The following is a 17,006-nucleotide window of genomic DNA, read 5'->3' on the forward strand; positions in this document are numbered from 1 at the left end:
GATCTGGTATGAGATTTTGATTTTGCTTGTTTTCATACCTGATCGGGCTTCGATCTGGTATGAGATTTTGATTTTGCTTATTTTCATACCTGATCGGGCTTCGATCTGGTATGAGATTTTGATTTTGCTCCGTTTCATACCTGATCGGACCTTGATCTGGTATGAGACTTCGATTTTTCTCCGTTTCATACCTGATCGGGCCTTGATCCGGTACGAGATTTTGATTTTGCTTATTTTCATACCAGATCGGGCCTTGATCTGGTATGAGATTTCGATTTTGCTTGTTTTCATACCAGATCGGGCTTCGATCTGGTATGAGATTTGTTCTTTTCTTTTATTTAAACCCTGATCGCCCTTTGATCAGGGAGCTAATTAGATTTTTTCTAAATTTTCCGTACAGTTACGTTCTTATCGAACGCGAGTTTTACTTTTTCACCGATTTTCGCGTGCGATTAAACCAGCTACCTACTTAAATCTACCTTTTACCTTCTACCGACTACCCACTACGATCCAACTTTCACCTTCTTCTACCTTTTAAATATATTTGAGAAAATTGATTTGAAACTGCTGCTGTTTCCTTTACGATCCTCGTCCCTATTTCCGTTGCGGCTCTCGTTTCCGCCTGCGTCACCGCCCCTGTTCCAATCAACTTCACCATCGTCATAGCCATCAGCTTCACGATCTTCACTAGCTAGTGCTGGTTGGATTAGGCCGACTGTGACATTATCATAGGCTCCGCGATCGTTGGCCAGCTTAACTAAGTAATCGGATAGGACCTGTAGATCCTTATCGCCGTAAGTATCTACTAACGAAAAGATGAGGTCGCCTAGTTCTTCTTTTGAGAACATATTATGGAACCCATCACTGCATAGTAGAAAGAGATCGCTAGTGTCATAGAAACCGCGTCTGATATAAGGAACAATTCCGTTCCCTACCCCTAAGCATTGAAGGAGTATATTTCGCTTCGGGTGATTTTCTGCTTCTTCTGGTTGAAGTAATCCGAGTTTCACCTGCTTTTGGACCCAAGAATGGTCTTCGGTCAGCTGGAGCAACTCTATTTTTCCGAAAGGCATCGTTTCTGTATCTTGAAAAAGGTCTGCGGTTTCGAAAGTATCAGCGGCTTCATAGTGATTAGAGGCTTTAAGAGATTCCGCAACCTCCGAAGAAGGCCTCCCCATATGACTAGAGTCTGCCCTCCCGGCATGCCTAGCCGTCTCAATCGACTCATGCCCCGCAGTGCCAGCTCTATCGAAAGTGCCCCCTGTGTCCTCTGTTTCCACTGTTTCACCTGTTTCCACCGTACTAGCTGCTTCGGTGGGGGCAAGGAGGTCCTCGGTCTCATCGTGATGTTGAACGGCCCCAGCTTTCCCTTCGTCTTTAGATGAAGATGCCGTATTTGTCAGTTGGTAAATTCGGCTGTCACCCACATGGCAGACCACATAATGCTGCTTATAAAGGACAAGGAGGGAAATGGTCGTTCCCGTCTTCCTGCCTCCCCTGCTTTCTTCGATTAAGGTGTCATTAATTTTTTCCAGCATGGCGCTGATTTCTTGCGAGATGGATTGGAGAGGATCGATTTCATGAAAAATCGTGTCTCTTCTCCCCTCCCACCAATTGTTAACAGAATCAACCACGAATTGGCTGGCGAGGTCACCAGCGTGGTAACCTCCCATTCCATCAGCTACTAGCATGATGGCGATATCGTTCCCATGATGGTCGTGATCCATCTTTAAAAAGGCGTTGTCTTCGTTGTTTGTTTTCACTGTTCCACAGTGGGTGGTGAGCCCGAAATGGAATAAAGGATTCGATTGTGTCATTGGCTTTACCCCATTTTAAACGTGTAGTTAGCCTTTCCAAGCTTGATTTGATCCCCGTCATTTAAGAGATGCAGCTTATATGGAACGAGCTTTTCACCGTTAAGCTCCGTACCGTTCTTCGACCCTAGGTCACGTAAAGCAACTTTTCCGTCGCTTATTTCAAACTCACAGTGTATTCGAGATATACCTGCGATTGTTTCGATATAGTTAACAGATTCTGGGTTTCGGCCCACGATAAATGGTGATTGGTTGAGCTTTACTTTTTCCGTCGCACCGTTTTTCACCACTTCCAAGTATGGAATTGGCGTGTTTGGTGCAGCATCTACAGGTGATTCATCAAGAACCATCGTTGCGTCTGCTTCCTGCTCTGGTTCTGACATAAGCATCGTTTGGTTTTGAAGATTATCAAAGTAAGAATCTTCATTAACCGCAGCCGCTGTTTGTTGCTGCTGGACTGCCTGTTGTTGCACAGGTTGTTGTACAGGTTGTTGTGGTTGTGCTGGTTGTTGCCGCTGAATTGGCTCATTGATCGCGTTTCCTTGATCCAAATAGTTTGGCGCTTGAGCAGGAGGCGTTGTGGCTGCTTCTTGCTGCTGTTTACGTTTCAATGGCTTTTTCTTCTTAGCTGGTTGTTGCACAGATTCTTCTTCCAGCCCGTCCTCTCCATCTACAATACTTCCCACATTTTTTTGCCCATGGACTGTGAGGAAGTAATATGCTCCCGTCATGGCAAGAAGGCTTAAGCCTGAGCTGATGTAGAGCATTCCCTCTACTGGATTCATTTCGAATAACTTCCAGCTCACTGCGATGGCAATAATCATGAGTGCAAAGACAACAATTTTACTTGGCTTTTTCGGTTCTGAACCAGCTGCATTTCCAGTCGAAGTTACTTTGTTTACAGGTTGCTTTTTCACTGGAGCTGCCTGTTTTTTCTTTGGTGATCCTTGATTCGGTTTGTTAGCACCTGCGTCTATATTTTGCTGTTGTTGTGGCCGCTTCTTCTTTTTTAACGCAGGATGTGGTGCTTTACGCCCTTCTTCTGCTCCACCTTGGTTGGCTCCAGGCTGTGGTGCTGGTTTAGCAGAAGCTGTCGTTGGCTGTTGCACGTTTACCTGTGGTTGTTGCGGCTGCACAGGTGGCGTTTGTGATTGAACTGCTTGCCGTTGTACTTGTTGACTTGCAGGCATTCCCTGCGACTTGGCAGGTGATTGGTTGCGCAATGCGTCTAATTTGGATTTTAATTCATCTAGCTTGAAGTTAGGATCACTCAAGTAAGCAAGGATATTTTGAACGCCGTCTCCTTGTAGTTCCTTGATGTGAGACATTAAATTGATGACAAGATTGCGTAGTTCATCGACGATGGATGGTTTTTCTGGCACTTGGTTCATCGGTAGATAGATTAAATGAACGTCCGTGACATCTCCTTCTACAAAAATAAAGTTTTCATTAAGTATGTAGTTTTGTTCCGTTAGCATATACTCTTTACTTTTTTCCAAAGCAGTGACGATGTTAAAAAGTAGTGTGTAGTACTGATGAATGGTGAGTTTCGTCTCCCGCAAAACGTGGGAAAGCATTTTCTTGGACCCGAAATTATAGTAAAACTTGACATTGAAATCCATTTCTTCTACTTCCAATGGAAGAAGGTTCTCTACTGGATTGGCAAGTAGCATTTTCACCTGAATTTTCGCCAAATCATTACTATGTATTTGATTCTCGCCGTTTTGAAAAAGGACGAGGTAGTTCCCATTCTGCTGTTCGAAATCGTATTGTAGTTGGTAGATTGTCTGATTCATATGGGTCCCTCCTTTTTAAATAAACTTGTTATGATACATGATTGATTTCCATCAAACTATATTAATGAAAATAGTAGAATGTCATGATGATGCCTGGCAATACGGCATACATGAATGGAAATCTAGTACTTTCGATTCGTTTGAAGTTCTCAAGACTTTTAAAATCTTTAGATCTGATTGATGCGAAAAGGCGATAGATGGTGTAGAACATCTTCCTCATAAATTCCTGTTTGACTAATAGAATAATAACCCCGATTAATCCGGCAAAAAGAATAGAATACATCATGGCATAAAGGGTAAATTGTAATCCTGTGATAGAACCGATGGCGGCAAATAGTTTTACATCACCTGCTCCAAGGGCTTTGAATATATACATCAGCATTAAAATTCCACCGCCCACTGCCATTCCAATGATTGAAAATAACAAGCCATTTAGTCCATCTGAGATTAAGTGATAGATAAAACCTACTAAAATACCACTCATAGTAAGCCAGTTAGGCAATAAGCTTTTCGTCACGTCCGTATAAAAAGCAATGATAATAAAAATACCAAGTATTATAAAATGAAAATAGTCCATTATGGTGACAGTCCTTCCTTATGAGCCTAACCAAACTCTTTCATATGCTTGTTTTTTTATTCTATAAGTATTGTTAATAAGTGGGAATTCAATGTCATATGCAACAGTAACTAGTAAGTATTGCTCTCCTTCTCTAAACGGATTAGGAAATATGGCATATGTTTCTTCCCCTGTATTTGCTAAAACTTCTACATTATCCTTGTTAACAAATTGATTATCTTCTAGATAGAAATGAACTAATGGTTCTAGTATTCTAGGGGCAAGATGTGATTCTATCTCTGCAATAAGGTCGTCAATAATTCCTTCAAGGACTGCTTCCGCTTCTGCACCTGCAGATTCCGCTGGCCCTTTAATTAAAAGCTCATAACCTTCAGGTCCAAATGTAGCAATGAGTTGACCTTCCACTTCCTCTTGAAGTGTCGATGTGAGATCCTTCATTTGAATATAATTCGGGTTACTTGTAACGACGTCTTCCACCTGACCTGTTAGGGTGCCGACTACTTTATTAACAGGATAAAACTGTGTGGATACTTGTTTAGCAGTTTCAGATACAGCTCGATTCAAGGCGATATCTGTAATTGCAAACCGTATCATAAAAATAAGGAATATTAGAAACAGGATAAATATAGGCATTACGATAGCCGCTTCCAATGTAATGCTCCCATCTTCGCGCTTTCTTAATAATTTCATCATTTAGCCACCTCAAATAAGGAATGGTCTAGAAGGGGGTGTTGGCAGTCCACTCCCCCCTCATAAGTTTTAGTTCACATCGTCCGCAGTGAATTGCCATTTGATTTCATCTGGTGTTGAAGATACTCCACTTCCAAAAATAATTTCATAAGGAAAATCGTCTGAAGCTAAGTAATCAAATAATAGTTGACCAGAAACTGATTCACCTGGATCAATTACTTCAGTAAAATTATCAATTTCATCTATTTTGTTATCACTTCTTGTACCACCAAGGTCACCACGGTCTAATACAGCTGTGGCTATGTCTTCACTATTGACAGCTGAATCTCCAACATTTTTTAATGTCATATCAACTACCGTAAACTCATCATTTGAAGGAGTATGCCCTTCAATCTCCTCATAGCTTGCTACGGAATGAACGGTGATTTCATATTTTCCAAGTACGTCTTCCAATGTCCCTGTTTCACCTAATTGTAAAATTAAGTCACCATCTACTACTTCACCATTCCCTGTATCTTCTACTTCTTCGCTATCAATATTTGTCTCATCGGCTGTGGCATTATTATTTCCTTCATCAGAATCCCCGCCACATGCTGCTAGTGATAGTAACGCGACTACCACAAAAAAGTATAATGCATATTTCAATGCTTATTCACTCCTATTGTATATAGAGAGGTGTAATCTTCTTACAAATAAGATATAGTACACCTCTCACTTTAAACTTAAGCCAGATAAGACCTTGTCTAGCTATAATTAATCTATGTCATCACCAGTATATTCCCATACTAGTTCATCTGGCGTAGTGGATACGCCTGTTCCGAACTTAACCTCATATAAGTTTTCAGCAACAGAGTGATCAAAGATTAATTCCCCTGTAACAGACTCCCCTGGTTCGATTGGATCAGTAAAGTTTTCTACAAAGTCTAAATCTCTATCATTCGGTGTCCCACCAACTGTATCTCTTGAAAGAACTGCTCTAGCAATATCATCACCATTTAAAGTGTTTTCACCAACATTAGTAATCGTTGTACTTAATACTGTAAATACACCTCTAGATGAATTGTTTCCATCAATAGATTCATAGGATTCTGCAGAATGAATAGTTATTTCATATTTACCTAAAATAGTATCAATAGTACCAGATTCACCTAGTTGTAAAACTACTGTACCTTCTTCAACATCATTTTGTTCAGTAGAATCACTTGAAGATCCGTTATCTGATGCCGCCTCATCTGTTTCCGAATCAGAATCGTCTCCACATGCTGTAGTTATAATCAATAAAGCTATTAAAATAGTAATTAACTTGTATGTGTTTTTCATTTTTATGTCACTCCAAAATTTGTAGTGAAAATTACTACCTACAGAACTAATTAGTTCAAATCATCTGTAGTAAATTGGAAGATTAATCGATCTGGTGTTGATGTGAAACTATGACCGAATATTAATTCATATTCATTATCAGTAAAGAATAAGTGGTCAAAGTATAATTCACCTGACATAGACTCTCCTGGCTCAATGTTACCAGTGAAGTTTTCTATAAAATCTTGGCTTCTACTATTTCTAGAAGCATTCAAGTTTGCTCGCGCTATCCCATCTGCGTCTAAAGTGGTTTCACCTACATTTTCAAAGGTAATGTCTAAAATAGTAATTACATCATTAGATGGTGTCCTGCCTTCAATACTTTCATGACTTTCTGCAGAGTGAACTGTAATCTCATATTTCCCAACAACACTTTCAAATGTTCCTGTTTCACCTAGTTGTAAAATTAGGTCACCATCTACTACTTCACCATTTCCTGTATCTTCTACTTCTTCGCTATCACTATTTGTTGCATCGTCAGTAGTTGCATTATTGTTTCCCTCATCAGAATCCCCACCACACGCTGCTAGTATAAGTACTGCCACCATTATCAATAAAATTTTGTATATATATTTCATCATTCAATACCTCCAATTTTTAGTAAGAAAAGTGTGCTTCTTTTTCAATACGATAACGTTTATTTTCATCAACTCTACCATCTAACACACCAAAAGTGCCCATTAATTGTGCTAATTCTGGTATGAACAATAAATTAACCGATGATTCAACATTCCCCTTAATGTAAGTTTGCTTATCCCTTAAATCGATTCCATGATGATTCATCACTGCCATCATGCGCCTCATTCTGTTATCACCACCAGGGTTCATAAACAAAAACAACCTTAAGTAATCATGATAAGTAGTGTCTAGTTCAACTATGTCATGAATCAGAGAAACCGAACCCCCTCCTGTAACTATAGTCATATCAAAAATCGTCTCCTTCAACGACCAGCCTAAAGCAGCTATAAATACCGCTAAAGGATGACCAGCTGACCTAACTTCAATCTGTTTAAAAGATGCTATAAAATTCAAAGCAAATCGAATGGCAAACAGTTGAGACATCGCTGCGGCATAGTTCAATCCTGGCTCATGAATACCGTAAAGGATATATTCTACTTCTCGTTTTTCAAACTTAAAATCGTTTTGACCAGTCGCTGGTTCTTTACTTTCAAAATACATTAAAATGTATTCATTAATGAAAAGCTCGTTTCGTGCGGCTTCTAAGATATTACCCATTTCTCTGAAAATAGTATCAACTAGCTCCATGGCACTTCTTGCACTACCACCACTACTGCCACTTAAATCTACACTTTCAACATCATCTGGATCTACAATCTCGAATGATTCAAGCTCTTCAAGAAAATCTTGGAGCGCATCATAAATCCCTTGTTCTCCCGCTAAGCCTTCTGCAATTTCCATGGCCTCTTCTAAAGCATCTTGGGCTGCTTCGTTTTCTGCATCAGCTTCTTCTCTTTTAGCATCCTCATCAAAATCCTCAGGGTCTGCTGTTGGATTTAAAGGATCTTGTTTTATCGGGAAGTCCATTCTTTTTCGGGAAAAAAATGTTCTTGCTTCATCAACTTGAGATTCCGTTGTAAACATCCTATTACGAAGAAGAAGTTGTAAGTCCCTCAGAGCTTCTGCATCTGTTCCTTCAAAGAAATCTACTACAGGTTCCAACAATTCTGGAGTCCCATCAAAGTTAGCTATTGCTTGATTCAGAAACTGTTTCATGGAACCAAAGAAATCCGTGTTTTCATCAAATTCATTGACACCATTTTCCTCATTATATAAAGCATATACTTCGTTATATAAGTATTCGTCTAGTCTATCTGCCATCTGCTGAATCTCCGCAGTTGCCTGATCCATTTCACTTGCTTGGTCTGGATCGGATATGGTTCCTGCATTGTTTTCAGCATTTCCATAGTTTGATTCAGATGCTGCACGGTTGCTTTCTATTACATTTCGCATACTGTCGTTAATACTCTCTGCTGTTTCAATCTTACTTAATGCATTCTCTAGCTCGCTCTCGGTTTCTACAGTAAGATCGTAGATTGTATCAAGCATTGCTTGTGCATTTTCTTCAAATTGCTCTTTATTCTCTGTTAATTCATCTATCTCATCTCTTAATTCCTCGATCTCTTGATCGATATCCTCTTGTTCCTCTTCTGTCTCTGCTTCTAATTCTTCCCACTCTTCTATTTCTGCTTCTATTTCACTTATTCTGTTTTCTAGTGCAACATCATCCAAGTAATCATTCTCAAAGTGATAAATGATATCGTTATATAACCCCACTGTTGGAAAATCTGGTTCCGTAGACGGCTTATTAACATATCCATCAGTATCTTCATCTGCGCCTATTAATCTATCTAAATTTTCTCTGATCTTCGCTAAATGGACGGCAGCTTCATTCAAAGCCTTTTCTCTATCTTCAAACTTCCCTTGTATATCCTCTGCTGTTTTGATAAATGTAGATGTTTCTTTCATTGCAGAAGATACAGAAGCAAATTTATCTATCAAATTGATAACAATCTCCACTGGCGCTTTATACTTCATTTCTTCAAGAATCTGGTGTTCTAATATTGCTGGGTTTGCCAGCTCCCTTGCTTCAAATTCATGAGCGAAGTCTTCTAGCATGAGATTAATAAACTCAAAGTCTCCCTCAGGTGCTTCAAGGTTTTTCTCCAGAAACTCTTCAAAATCACCAATCTGACCATCTTTTATTCCAAAAAGTCCATAGTTATCTTTTAAATTATTATCAAACCCAGCCATTGCGGACCTTACAGCACTCTGCACTGCATATTCTGTTTGTTTTTCTGCTGATAAAATACGCGCATAGTCAATCAAGACAGCATTAAAGAAGAAAATTGCTGTGATTATAATAATAAAAAAGATGGAAACAGACCCTTTTTTATCCGTTTTAAATTTATGTATCATTCTTTTCAAATGAGATCCCTCCAAACAATCGTTTCTACATGTCAGGTTAAGGGTCAAAACTCCATATCAAACTTAAAAAACTGGCTAGGTCTGCCCAAATTATTCATTATTAATCATATCTGCCATCTCTTCTATAAAGTAATAAAGAAAATCAGTAGTTCGAATGACTTCCACAGGATCTTTTATGGAAGCAACTGCAGTAGCAGAAATTTCACTATCTGTTATTAAATCAACAAATGGGGGGAGGTTAATCTCTCGTATGAGCTCTACCTCAATCGTTTGCATACCCATTGCCATTTCACTAGTGTTAAAGATTCTATATTTTACAACGTCCCCTGTATTGGAAACATTACTGATGATTTCATGTGCCATATCGTTTCCTTTTGATACTTTTCTTGATGTGGCAGTACTTCCGCCACCTGAAAGTTGCCCTTTTGTAGCTTTTTCTATTAGTCCAGAAGCAACTGCACCAATTCTCCAATAGAGGCCATCTCCACCGTCCATTGTGTTATATTGGTTTATTTCAAAAGAACCATCTTCAAAATCCTTTTGACTGTTATCCCAGGAAAAGGCTACACGCTCTGCAATTAAGTGAGCTCGTTGGTAAAGAACTGCATTTTCATAAACAACAAGACTAAATAAAACAAGTGCTATTGTGATAATGAAAATAATGGGAAAGATAAGGGAAGCCTCTAGCGTAAAACTTCCCTTATTTCCAGTTTTAAAATTTTTTACCTGCTTTTTTAATTGAAGACTCATCGTTTATAGTCCTCTCTTCTTCATTTTATTATGGTGTACCGCCACCGCCGCCAGGAGTAGGAGCTTCTGGATCACCAATACCATCAAGAATACTTTCTACCCAATCGATAATTCTTTGTCCAAACAATAGTGCAACTGCAACTAACACCGCTACAATAAGAAGTAGCTCAACTGTTCCCAATCCTTCCTCGTCATTCCAAAACTTTTTCATAAACGTCTTAAAAGTTCCCATTTTACCTAACTCCTTTTTAAAGTTTTTTTTAACCAAATATCATTAATGCTGGGTAAGCAATAACTAACAGAACTGCTACAAAAATTAATACCATTGGGAAGATCAACTTTGACGATGCTTCTTCCCCTCTTGTTCTAGAGATTACTTTTCTTTTTTCCCATAAGTCTCCTGATATTTCCCTTAGGGCTAAGGAGAGTTCACTTCCACCCCGTCGATAGTTTAATAGAATTGTTGTTGTAAGAATGGCTAGCTCTTGCACACCACAACGCTTACTTAATTCTTCCATCACGTGGTTAAATGACTCACCATTTTTAAGTTTTGTGACCGCGTCGTTTAATTCTAGGTAAAGAGGGTTATCGTCCTCTTCTTTCATTTCGCTACAACGAATAATTGCGTTTTGAACTGTCTCACCAGCGTTTACTAGTAATGCCACTTTACTTGCAAACTCAGGCAATTCAAAGATAATGTCCTTTTTCCTCTTATCCGTTTTCTCATCTAGCTTTTTCACCATCAGGAATGGTATGAGACAAGCTACAATGATACCTAAAACGACTAGTCGTACATCGCCACCTCCTAATAAGCCTAGAATTCCTCCTCCAAGGAAACACACAAATATAAAGGAGATAATTTGTGCAATATACATTCTTGTATAAGGAATTACTGGCTGACTCGGGTAAAGAATAGATATTTTTTGCTGTAATTGCATCATGCGGCTTTGCATCCGCTCATGTAATCGCAGCTTATCCATCAAACTAAGAGACGCAGGTGCCATGAATAAAAATTGGAAGTCAGCTTTATTCTCTTCTATGAAACTACTGTATTTTTTCCCTGCCATTAGGAATAAAATCAGTACAACCACTACTGTTACTACGGTAAAAATTAAAGTTTCAACCATTGTCATCACACCTTAATGTTCATAATTCGCTGGCTTACCCAGAATGAAAACACGATAATTCCTAGTGCAATCGTCATGACGATGGGGCCTAAGCCAGGAAATACAAATAATGGATCCATATAATTACCAGCAACATTACCTAAAAGTGCAATCATCATAATGGGCATAATAGATAATGCTGTTGATTCGAATTTCTTCTGTGCAACCATGACTGATATTTCCTGTTGTATTTCAATTTTTTCGCTAATGAGGGTGGAGGTTCTTCTTATCACTTCTACAAGGTCTCCACCAGTTCGCTTACAGGTAATAAAAACATCAGTAAAATTGGTTATATCGTCAATTCCAGCACGCTCACTGAAGTCTTCAAAGGCGCTCTCAATCGTCTCTCTATTCGCCACCTTTGTGTTAATTAAGTCAAACTCCCTGATGATGTATGTATTTGGATCAGGATAAAGGAGCTTCAAGTCATTTGACACTTCAAGGAATGAGTTTTCAATGGATCTCCCCGCTATGAGAGAGGACGACAATGAAAACAAGGCTTGCTGAAATTGTTTACTGAGCTCATTTTTTCTTTTCTGCATGAGACGTTTCTTCATGAGCTTCGGTAAAAACAAACCAACTGCTGAGAAAACAATGGATACGATCATGTTTTGATAAAAGATATAACCTAAAATAAACATTAAAATAATACCAACAAAGCTGTAAAAAACGAGTTCATGTTTTTTCATGATGTATTCGTTGTAATCAATCACTTCATAATCTTGAGATAGATTGAAGTTCTGCCTCGTGTCATCACCACTACGATTTCCGTGTTGATCAAACTCTTCAGCAGCACGTTTTGACTTTCTGTCGACGATAAGAAGGACAACAACTGTTATGACTACTGCAATAATACCTATGATGAAAATTTCTATTTTTCTTCACCTCCCTAAATGATACTGAGTTCTTTTATCCCAGCCATTTTCAATTTCATTTGATCCTGTAGCTTGTTACCTGTAGGCTGTAAGGCCCCAATAACTTTCCCTTCAGGTGTTTCGCCCTCTTCTACAAACTCATATAGTGGATTTAACTGAATGTCTCCATTTTCCACACCTAGTACTTCACTGATAGCTACTACTTTCCTAGAATGGTCGCGGAGCCTTGACAAGTGAACCATAATATCAATCGCTGAACTGATCTGCTTACGCACTACTTGAATAGGGAGGTCTGCCCCACTTAAGACCATCGTCTCCAAACGGCTTAACATATCCTCCGTTGAATTGGCGTGCCCTGTAGAAAGGGAGCCGTCATGTCCCGTATTCATTGCTTGCAGCATATCAAGTGCCTCTGCACCACGAACCTCCCCAACAACAATTCTATTCGGACGCATTCGTAGGGAAGCTTTGATTAAATCTCTAATGGTGATTTCACCTTTACCTTCAGTATTGGCATTCCTCGTTTCCAAGCTCACAAGGTTAGGAACGGAATGAATCTGCAGCTCAGCAGAGTCTTCAATCGTAATGATTCGCTCTGTCTTCGGAATAAAATTAGAAAGGACGTTCAGAAACGTCGTTTTCCCTGAACCCGTTCCTCCACCAATAAAAATGTTGTATTTCGATGTCACTAAATGATTAAGGAACATGGCTACCTCAGAACTAATCGCTTTTTTCTCAATTAAATCCTCCATAGACAAAGGCTTCTCAGGGAACTTCCTAATCGTCATTGTCGGCCCCTTCAAAGCAACCGGCGGAAGAACAACATTGACACGGGAGCCATCTTTCAGCCTTGCATCAACGATTGGAGATGAAGCATTGACTGAACGATTCACCCTACCTACAATCATCTGTATAATATCTTCTAGTTTGTTGCTAGATTCGAATTTAATATCCGTTTCGAACACTTCACCATCTTTTTCAACAAAGATTTCTTCATGGCTGTTAATCATGATCTCTGTTACAGCTTTATCGTTAATCAATGGCTGAAGAACATCGAGTCCACGAAAGGAGTTATATATCCTATCCACAAGCCACTTCATTTTTGTAGCCGTGATAGGTGTTGTTTTGGAAAAATCGATTACTGTCTCTTCGATCAGCTGCATTAATACTTCATCTTCCATATCTCGATTGTGATTCAGCGTGTTTCGAATACCGTTGATTAATTCTTGAACATCTTCCTCACTAAACATTGGCTACACCTCTATTGCTATTGCTAGACTGCAAAAGGTCCCTAAACATTTTGATGATGAACTCGGAAAAAACTGGTGATGTGATCAGATCGTTTCCACTTTTCACAACTTTCCACTCTGGAACATATGGTAAGTATGCCTCAATGGCAATTTCTTCGTCCTTGAACGCTTCTTCCACTTTCCCCATATATTTATTAAGAACAAACGAAACCTTCTCACTGAAGTCTGCGTCCGATAATAGGGAATGTAGTTCTTCAATGAAAAATGATGTTTTCGTAAAGCTTTGGATATCGTTGTTTAATAGCCAAAGGACGTGACTAGATTTTTGAAGAGCAGCCTTCGTTCTAGGATTGAGTGTGCTTTCCAAGTCAATAATGATGTAATCGTAATTTTTTGTATTGACAATGGCTTTAATAAGTCGGTCTGTCTCTTCTTCCGTTAAGTCAGACATCTCTTCTGCGCTAGGAGTTAATCTGAACAGCTCCACTCCCGTTTCAGAATCATACTGCTTTAATTCCTCGATCTTTTGGGGCAATTGATCCGACCCCGTTTTTACATAATAAAGAATTGGCGAGGACGCATTATCACGATCATCTTCCATAAATACATATGTCGTATTAAGTAGTTCTAAGTTTAAATAAAATACGCTGTAGTCTAGCGCTGCTATTTCTTTGGCTAGATTGAATGCTACGGTTGATTTCCCTGTTCCTCCCGTAGCCGAGAAGGTTGATATTACTTTTGTTTGGTCATTACTAACGGTTTTCTTCGGAGACTTTCCTTTCCTCTCATAAAAAATAGAGGTTACTTGATTAAGTAATTGGGTTAATTGCTGATACTTAAAGATAACTGGGATTGCGCCTTCCAGTTCCTCTCCCTGTTCATCTAGACCAATGATGGTATCCACATGATCTAACTTGTTTAACTCGTCATCTTCTCCTTCTGGAATGAACTCGGGAGCAGCAAGAAGAACATTGATCCTTTCCCCTGTTTCTATGTACTGCTGCAGTGCTTCTTTCTTGGAAAAAAGTTTCATCTCCAGCTTAGAAGAAAAACTAGATGTCCTAATGTAATTGGCTAACATTTCTATGTAGCTCGTATCGTGATCCGCAACTATTAAACTGATTTTTTTCATACACCGCGCACCTCACTTCATCTAATAATGTAATGTATGGTCTAAAACATATGCCCTGCCCTCGAAAGTAGTAGGTAATGATTTTGATAGTTGGTTAGTTGTTAGTTGGTTAGTTGGTTAGTTGGTTAGTTGCTAGTTTGTTAGTTGGTTAGTTGGTTAGTTGGTTAGTTGGTTAGTTGCTAGTTTGTTAGGTGTTAGTTTCTAGTTTGTTAGTTGGTTAGTTGGTTAGTTGGTTAGGTGTTAGCAAGTTCAGGTCGTTAGTTGTTAGTTGTTAGTTGTTAGTTGTTAGTTCGAGTTGTTAAGTCGTTGCCACAAATACTGATTATTGCAAATTTTGTTAAGGTTATGAGTTTTCACCGTAACTATCATAGGCTGTTAGTTAGCGTAAAATTTGTATCTATGGTTGGTTATACTGCGGTTGCGAATAGATGACTATTTTTGTTGTGAATTGGTGACTATTTTGATGAGAATTGGCTCCTATTTTTGTTGTGAATTGGTGACTATTTTGATGAGAATTGGCTCCTATTTTTGTTGTGAATTTTTAGCATTGTGAAATGGAATGGCGTTACTTATTAAGATAGGTAAGGTTAAATTTAGTTGTTTTAACAACTAAGTTTTAAATAGTAACTTACCTTTTTATAGATGCTGATGCCTATTTTGTATTTCAACGTTTATTTGGAATCAGTATTGGTGTTTTTGATGTCGGATTAGTTGGTACTATAATCCTTAATTATGTAGGTTCGTCATACAGTATCCCTGTAGAATAGAGTAGTAGAATTAAGTAGTAGAATAGTATTAGATTGATTGCTTTTTGCTATAACTGGTAATTATTTTTATATTATAAACTACAATGGTTACAAAATTTGTAGGTACATGTCGAGACGAATATTTAGATTACAAATTAAAATAAAAAGCGTCACACCTATTTTCTTTTCCACTGCCAATTTGTTGGATTGTGCATGGGAATTAACTAGTCCTATCGTATGTATTAAATCATTCCAGCTAATTTCAGTACTCCTCCAAGGATAAGAACCAAGGAAAATACAGTTAATATGATCATTATTCGAATATGAGTTGCATTACTGCCAGCCATCTTACAACCCCCTTATTGAAATACTATTAAACGAATTTAATCGAATCTAGGTGAATTAGATTGGAAAAGAATGATATGAGTAATTTCAAGAAAATTTCCGTTGATTTTACAATTAATTACTTTCGTATAGTTTATTTCGTATCAGCCGTTTGTACTAATCGTTCACTTTCTCCTACGTAAGTAGTGCTTACAATTTCCGATTATATTATAACCAATGGAAATTTACTACAACTTTTATAGAATAATTTCCTTTTTAAGACTTATTTCTGGTACAGCTGTAAAAACAAAGAAAAAAGAGGGGCTTTAGTATTATCCCCTCTCACCTAAATAAGCTCTTTGTCCTATTACTTAATTACTATAATTTTTACTCTTCATACTCTGCTGCTTCTAGGTTTTTGTTAATGCGGTTTAAAGATTCATGCATTTTAAAGAATAAAATTAAAAGTTCACAATAAATCCTTACAAATAATGGCCCAACAACAAGCGTGATAAGCCCCATAATTACCTGTAGTCCACCACCAAAATTACTCGCTACACCTGCAATAATTTGAAATAAACCCATAAGAACAGAAATCCCAACACCTATGTAGAAAATAATTTTGATGATTGTAGGAGTAATCATCTTGTTAAAACTTAAGAAATCTTGGAAATCAAAATTCATCGCCACTGCACCTCCCTTCTAGGAATATATTTTGTTTCCGAAACTATCAACTAGACAAGGAATTGATTATCTCAATAAAGTAATTACAATGTGGAAACCTTATCCAACTAAAGAATCTTTCCCATATTATCACCGTTCGACAATATTTTCAATATTTCTACATGAAACTCTTTTCGTTACTTTTTTCGTTACCTCCTTCTTCGTTACCAGGTAATGTTTCCCACGACCAACTTTTGAAATTCCTTATGTAGCAACACTTTTTCTTTGGTACGTGAAATAACCCTGCTGAGTTACCTATTAACATCAGAAGGGTTTACATATTTCTTATTTGGATAGCGCAACTTATGATTGAGGTGACTACCATGGCTCGAGTATTTCAAAAATATTTTTTAACACTGACTACGCTTGTATCATTATCTTTACTGCCGTTTGCAATAGTAAAAAGATCTTTTAAAGATTGGATCATTGTTTTTCTAGTTAGTATCCTCGGGAACTCTATGGCTGATCGCTATCTTGTTTCCAGGGGATTTTTAAAATATAAAGTACGGCCTTTACCAGATAAGTTTGGAATCCACTTACCATTTGATTTCATCCACTATCCATTATTGCTACTTTACTTTAATCAGTGGACCCTTAACAGCAAACCTTTAGGCATGATCTTAAAGCTTCTACTGATGGTTACTCCTCAAGTTGCAATTGAGACATATGCCGCTGAAAAGACTAATTTGATTACATGGCGTAAAGGATGGAGTTGGAAGCATTCCTTCGTGAGCATGATGATTAAGTTTTTACTCTGCCGGTTAATCATAGCTGGGATAAGGGTGATTAACAAAAGGTCAATTTCAACTAGTTAGTTGGTAATGAACGCAGGGACGGTTCTATTAGGGGACAATCGGA

At 38.2% G+C, this 17,006-nt stretch carries 17 protein-coding genes; 2 read left to right on the forward strand and 15 right to left on the reverse strand.

Annotation, left to right across the window (positions count from 1 at the left end; genetic code table 11):
* The coding region (locus BW724_RS23345) for a hypothetical protein (protein ID WP_176371497.1) at positions 1 to 349 on the forward strand (349 nt) is incomplete at its 5' end.
* Positions 350 to 527: 178 nt separating this feature from the next.
* On the opposite strand, the gene BW724_RS20240 is transcribed toward BW724_RS23345, so the two are convergent.
* The 15 genes from BW724_RS20240 to BW724_RS20310 form a co-directional block, all read right to left on the reverse strand.
* Positions 528 to 1,817: a PP2C family protein-serine/threonine phosphatase gene (locus tag BW724_RS20240; RefSeq protein WP_088076926.1), complete on the reverse strand. Its 1,290-nt coding sequence runs from the start codon at positions 1,815 to 1,817 to the stop codon at positions 528 to 530.
* 5 nt (positions 1,818 to 1,822) lie between these two features.
* Positions 1,823 to 3,610 carry a DUF6382 domain-containing protein gene (locus tag BW724_RS20245; RefSeq protein ID WP_088076927.1) on the reverse strand — a complete coding sequence of 596 codons (1,788 nt, stop codon included), beginning with the start codon at positions 3,608 to 3,610 and terminating at the stop codon, positions 1,823 to 1,825.
* A 61-nt stretch (positions 3,611 to 3,671) separates the two neighbouring features.
* Positions 3,672 to 4,187: an A24 family peptidase gene (locus BW724_RS20250; RefSeq protein ID WP_235849031.1), complete on the reverse strand. Its 516-nt coding sequence runs from the start codon at positions 4,185 to 4,187 to the stop codon at positions 3,672 to 3,674.
* 18 nt (positions 4,188 to 4,205) lie between these two features.
* Complete coding sequence (locus BW724_RS20255; RefSeq protein WP_176371498.1) at positions 4,206 to 4,877, reverse strand: TadE/TadG family type IV pilus assembly protein; 672 nt, start codon at positions 4,875 to 4,877, stop codon at positions 4,206 to 4,208.
* 69 nt (positions 4,878 to 4,946) lie between these two features.
* A complete protein-coding gene (locus BW724_RS20260) occupies positions 4,947 to 5,522 on the reverse strand; it encodes a DUF4352 domain-containing protein (protein ID WP_088076930.1) in 576 nt (191 codons plus the stop codon).
* Between the two features lie 108 nt (positions 5,523 to 5,630).
* Positions 5,631 to 6,197 carry a DUF4352 domain-containing protein gene (locus BW724_RS20265; RefSeq protein ID WP_088076931.1) on the reverse strand — a complete coding sequence of 189 codons (567 nt, stop codon included), beginning with the start codon at positions 6,195 to 6,197 and terminating at the stop codon, positions 5,631 to 5,633.
* A 50-nt stretch (positions 6,198 to 6,247) separates the two neighbouring features.
* Positions 6,248 to 6,817, reverse strand: a complete 570-nt coding sequence (locus BW724_RS20270) for a DUF4352 domain-containing protein (RefSeq protein WP_088076932.1) — start codon at positions 6,815 to 6,817, stop codon at positions 6,248 to 6,250.
* A gap of 16 nt (positions 6,818 to 6,833) precedes the next feature.
* The gene (locus BW724_RS20275; RefSeq protein WP_235849098.1) at positions 6,834 to 9,173 is read right to left on the reverse strand and encodes a DUF5702 domain-containing protein; all 2,340 of its coding nucleotides are present in this window, start codon (positions 9,171 to 9,173) and stop codon (positions 6,834 to 6,836) included.
* Between the two features lie 99 nt (positions 9,174 to 9,272).
* Complete coding sequence (locus BW724_RS20280; RefSeq protein WP_088076934.1) at positions 9,273 to 9,932, reverse strand: hypothetical protein; 660 nt, start codon at positions 9,930 to 9,932, stop codon at positions 9,273 to 9,275.
* 28 nt (positions 9,933 to 9,960) lie between these two features.
* Positions 9,961 to 10,164 carry a Flp1 family type IVb pilin gene (locus tag BW724_RS20285; protein ID WP_088076935.1) on the reverse strand — a complete coding sequence of 68 codons (204 nt, stop codon included), beginning with the start codon at positions 10,162 to 10,164 and terminating at the stop codon, positions 9,961 to 9,963.
* 28 nt (positions 10,165 to 10,192) lie between these two features.
* A complete protein-coding gene (locus BW724_RS20290) occupies positions 10,193 to 11,059 on the reverse strand; it encodes a type II secretion system F family protein (RefSeq protein ID WP_176371499.1) in 867 nt (288 codons plus the stop codon).
* A gap of 5 nt (positions 11,060 to 11,064) precedes the next feature.
* The gene (locus BW724_RS20295; protein WP_235849032.1) at positions 11,065 to 11,811 is read right to left on the reverse strand and encodes a type II secretion system F family protein; all 747 of its coding nucleotides are present in this window, start codon (positions 11,809 to 11,811) and stop codon (positions 11,065 to 11,067) included.
* Positions 11,812 to 11,987: 176 nt separating this feature from the next.
* Positions 11,988 to 13,223: a TadA family conjugal transfer-associated ATPase gene (locus BW724_RS20300; RefSeq protein WP_088076937.1), complete on the reverse strand. Its 1,236-nt coding sequence runs from the start codon at positions 13,221 to 13,223 to the stop codon at positions 11,988 to 11,990.
* Entirely contained in the window at positions 13,216 to 14,355 is a 1,140-nt protein-coding gene (locus tag BW724_RS20305; RefSeq protein WP_088076938.1) for an AAA family ATPase, read from the reverse strand. The genes BW724_RS20300 and BW724_RS20305 overlap by 8 nt, the downstream gene beginning before the upstream one ends.
* 1,457 nt (positions 14,356 to 15,812) lie before the next feature.
* Positions 15,813 to 16,109, reverse strand: coding sequence for a DUF4282 domain-containing protein (locus BW724_RS20310; RefSeq protein ID WP_088076939.1), 297 nt, complete (start codon positions 16,107 to 16,109; stop codon positions 15,813 to 15,815).
* A 362-nt stretch (positions 16,110 to 16,471) separates the two neighbouring features.
* Between BW724_RS20310 and BW724_RS20315 the strand changes: the two genes are divergently transcribed.
* Positions 16,472 to 16,963: a CBO0543 family protein gene (locus BW724_RS20315; protein ID WP_088076940.1), complete on the forward strand. Its 492-nt coding sequence runs from the start codon at positions 16,472 to 16,474 to the stop codon at positions 16,961 to 16,963.
* The last annotated feature ends 43 nt before the right edge of the window (positions 16,964 to 17,006 follow it).

Origin of the sequence: Litchfieldia alkalitelluris (assembly GCF_002153425.1) — a bacterium.
Taxonomy (GTDB): domain Bacteria; phylum Bacillota; class Bacilli; order Bacillales; family Salisediminibacteriaceae; genus Evansella; species Evansella alkalicola.

Bases quoted from the DNA above. Each gene is read 5' to 3' on its own strand.
- BW724_RS20315 (WP_088076940.1), top strand. From the start codon at position 16,472: ATGGCTCGAGTATTTCAAAAATATTTTTTAACACTGACTACGCTTGTA.
- BW724_RS20265 (WP_088076931.1), bottom strand. From the start codon at position 6,197: ATGAAAAACACATACAAGTTAATTACTATTTTAATAGCTTTATTGATT.
- BW724_RS20285 (WP_088076935.1), bottom strand. From the start codon at position 10,164: ATGGGAACTTTTAAGACGTTTATGAAAAAGTTTTGGAATGACGAGGAA.
- BW724_RS20280 (WP_088076934.1), bottom strand. From the start codon at position 9,932: ATGAGTCTTCAATTAAAAAAGCAGGTAAAAAATTTTAAAACTGGAAAT.
- BW724_RS20275 (WP_235849098.1), bottom strand. From the start codon at position 9,173: ATGATACATAAATTTAAAACGGATAAAAAAGGGTCTGTTTCCATCTTT.
- BW724_RS20300 (WP_088076937.1), bottom strand. From the start codon at position 13,223: ATGTTTAGTGAGGAAGATGTTCAAGAATTAATCAACGGTATTCGAAAC.
- BW724_RS20240 (WP_088076926.1), bottom strand. From the start codon at position 1,817: ATGACACAATCGAATCCTTTATTCCATTTCGGGCTCACCACCCACTGT.
- BW724_RS20270 (WP_088076932.1), bottom strand. From the start codon at position 6,817: ATGATGAAATATATATACAAAATTTTATTGATAATGGTGGCAGTACTT.
- BW724_RS20245 (WP_088076927.1), bottom strand. From the start codon at position 3,610: ATGAATCAGACAATCTACCAACTACAATACGATTTCGAACAGCAGAAT.
- BW724_RS20255 (WP_176371498.1), bottom strand. From the start codon at position 4,877: ATGAAATTATTAAGAAAGCGCGAAGATGGGAGCATTACATTGGAAGCG.
- BW724_RS20310 (WP_088076939.1), bottom strand. From the start codon at position 16,109: ATGAATTTTGATTTCCAAGATTTCTTAAGTTTTAACAAGATGATTACT.
- BW724_RS20250 (WP_235849031.1), bottom strand. From the start codon at position 4,187: ATGGACTATTTTCATTTTATAATACTTGGTATTTTTATTATCATTGCT.
- BW724_RS20305 (WP_088076938.1), bottom strand. From the start codon at position 14,355: ATGAAAAAAATCAGTTTAATAGTTGCGGATCACGATACGAGCTACATA.
- BW724_RS20290 (WP_176371499.1), bottom strand. From the start codon at position 11,059: ATGGTTGAAACTTTAATTTTTACCGTAGTAACAGTAGTGGTTGTACTG.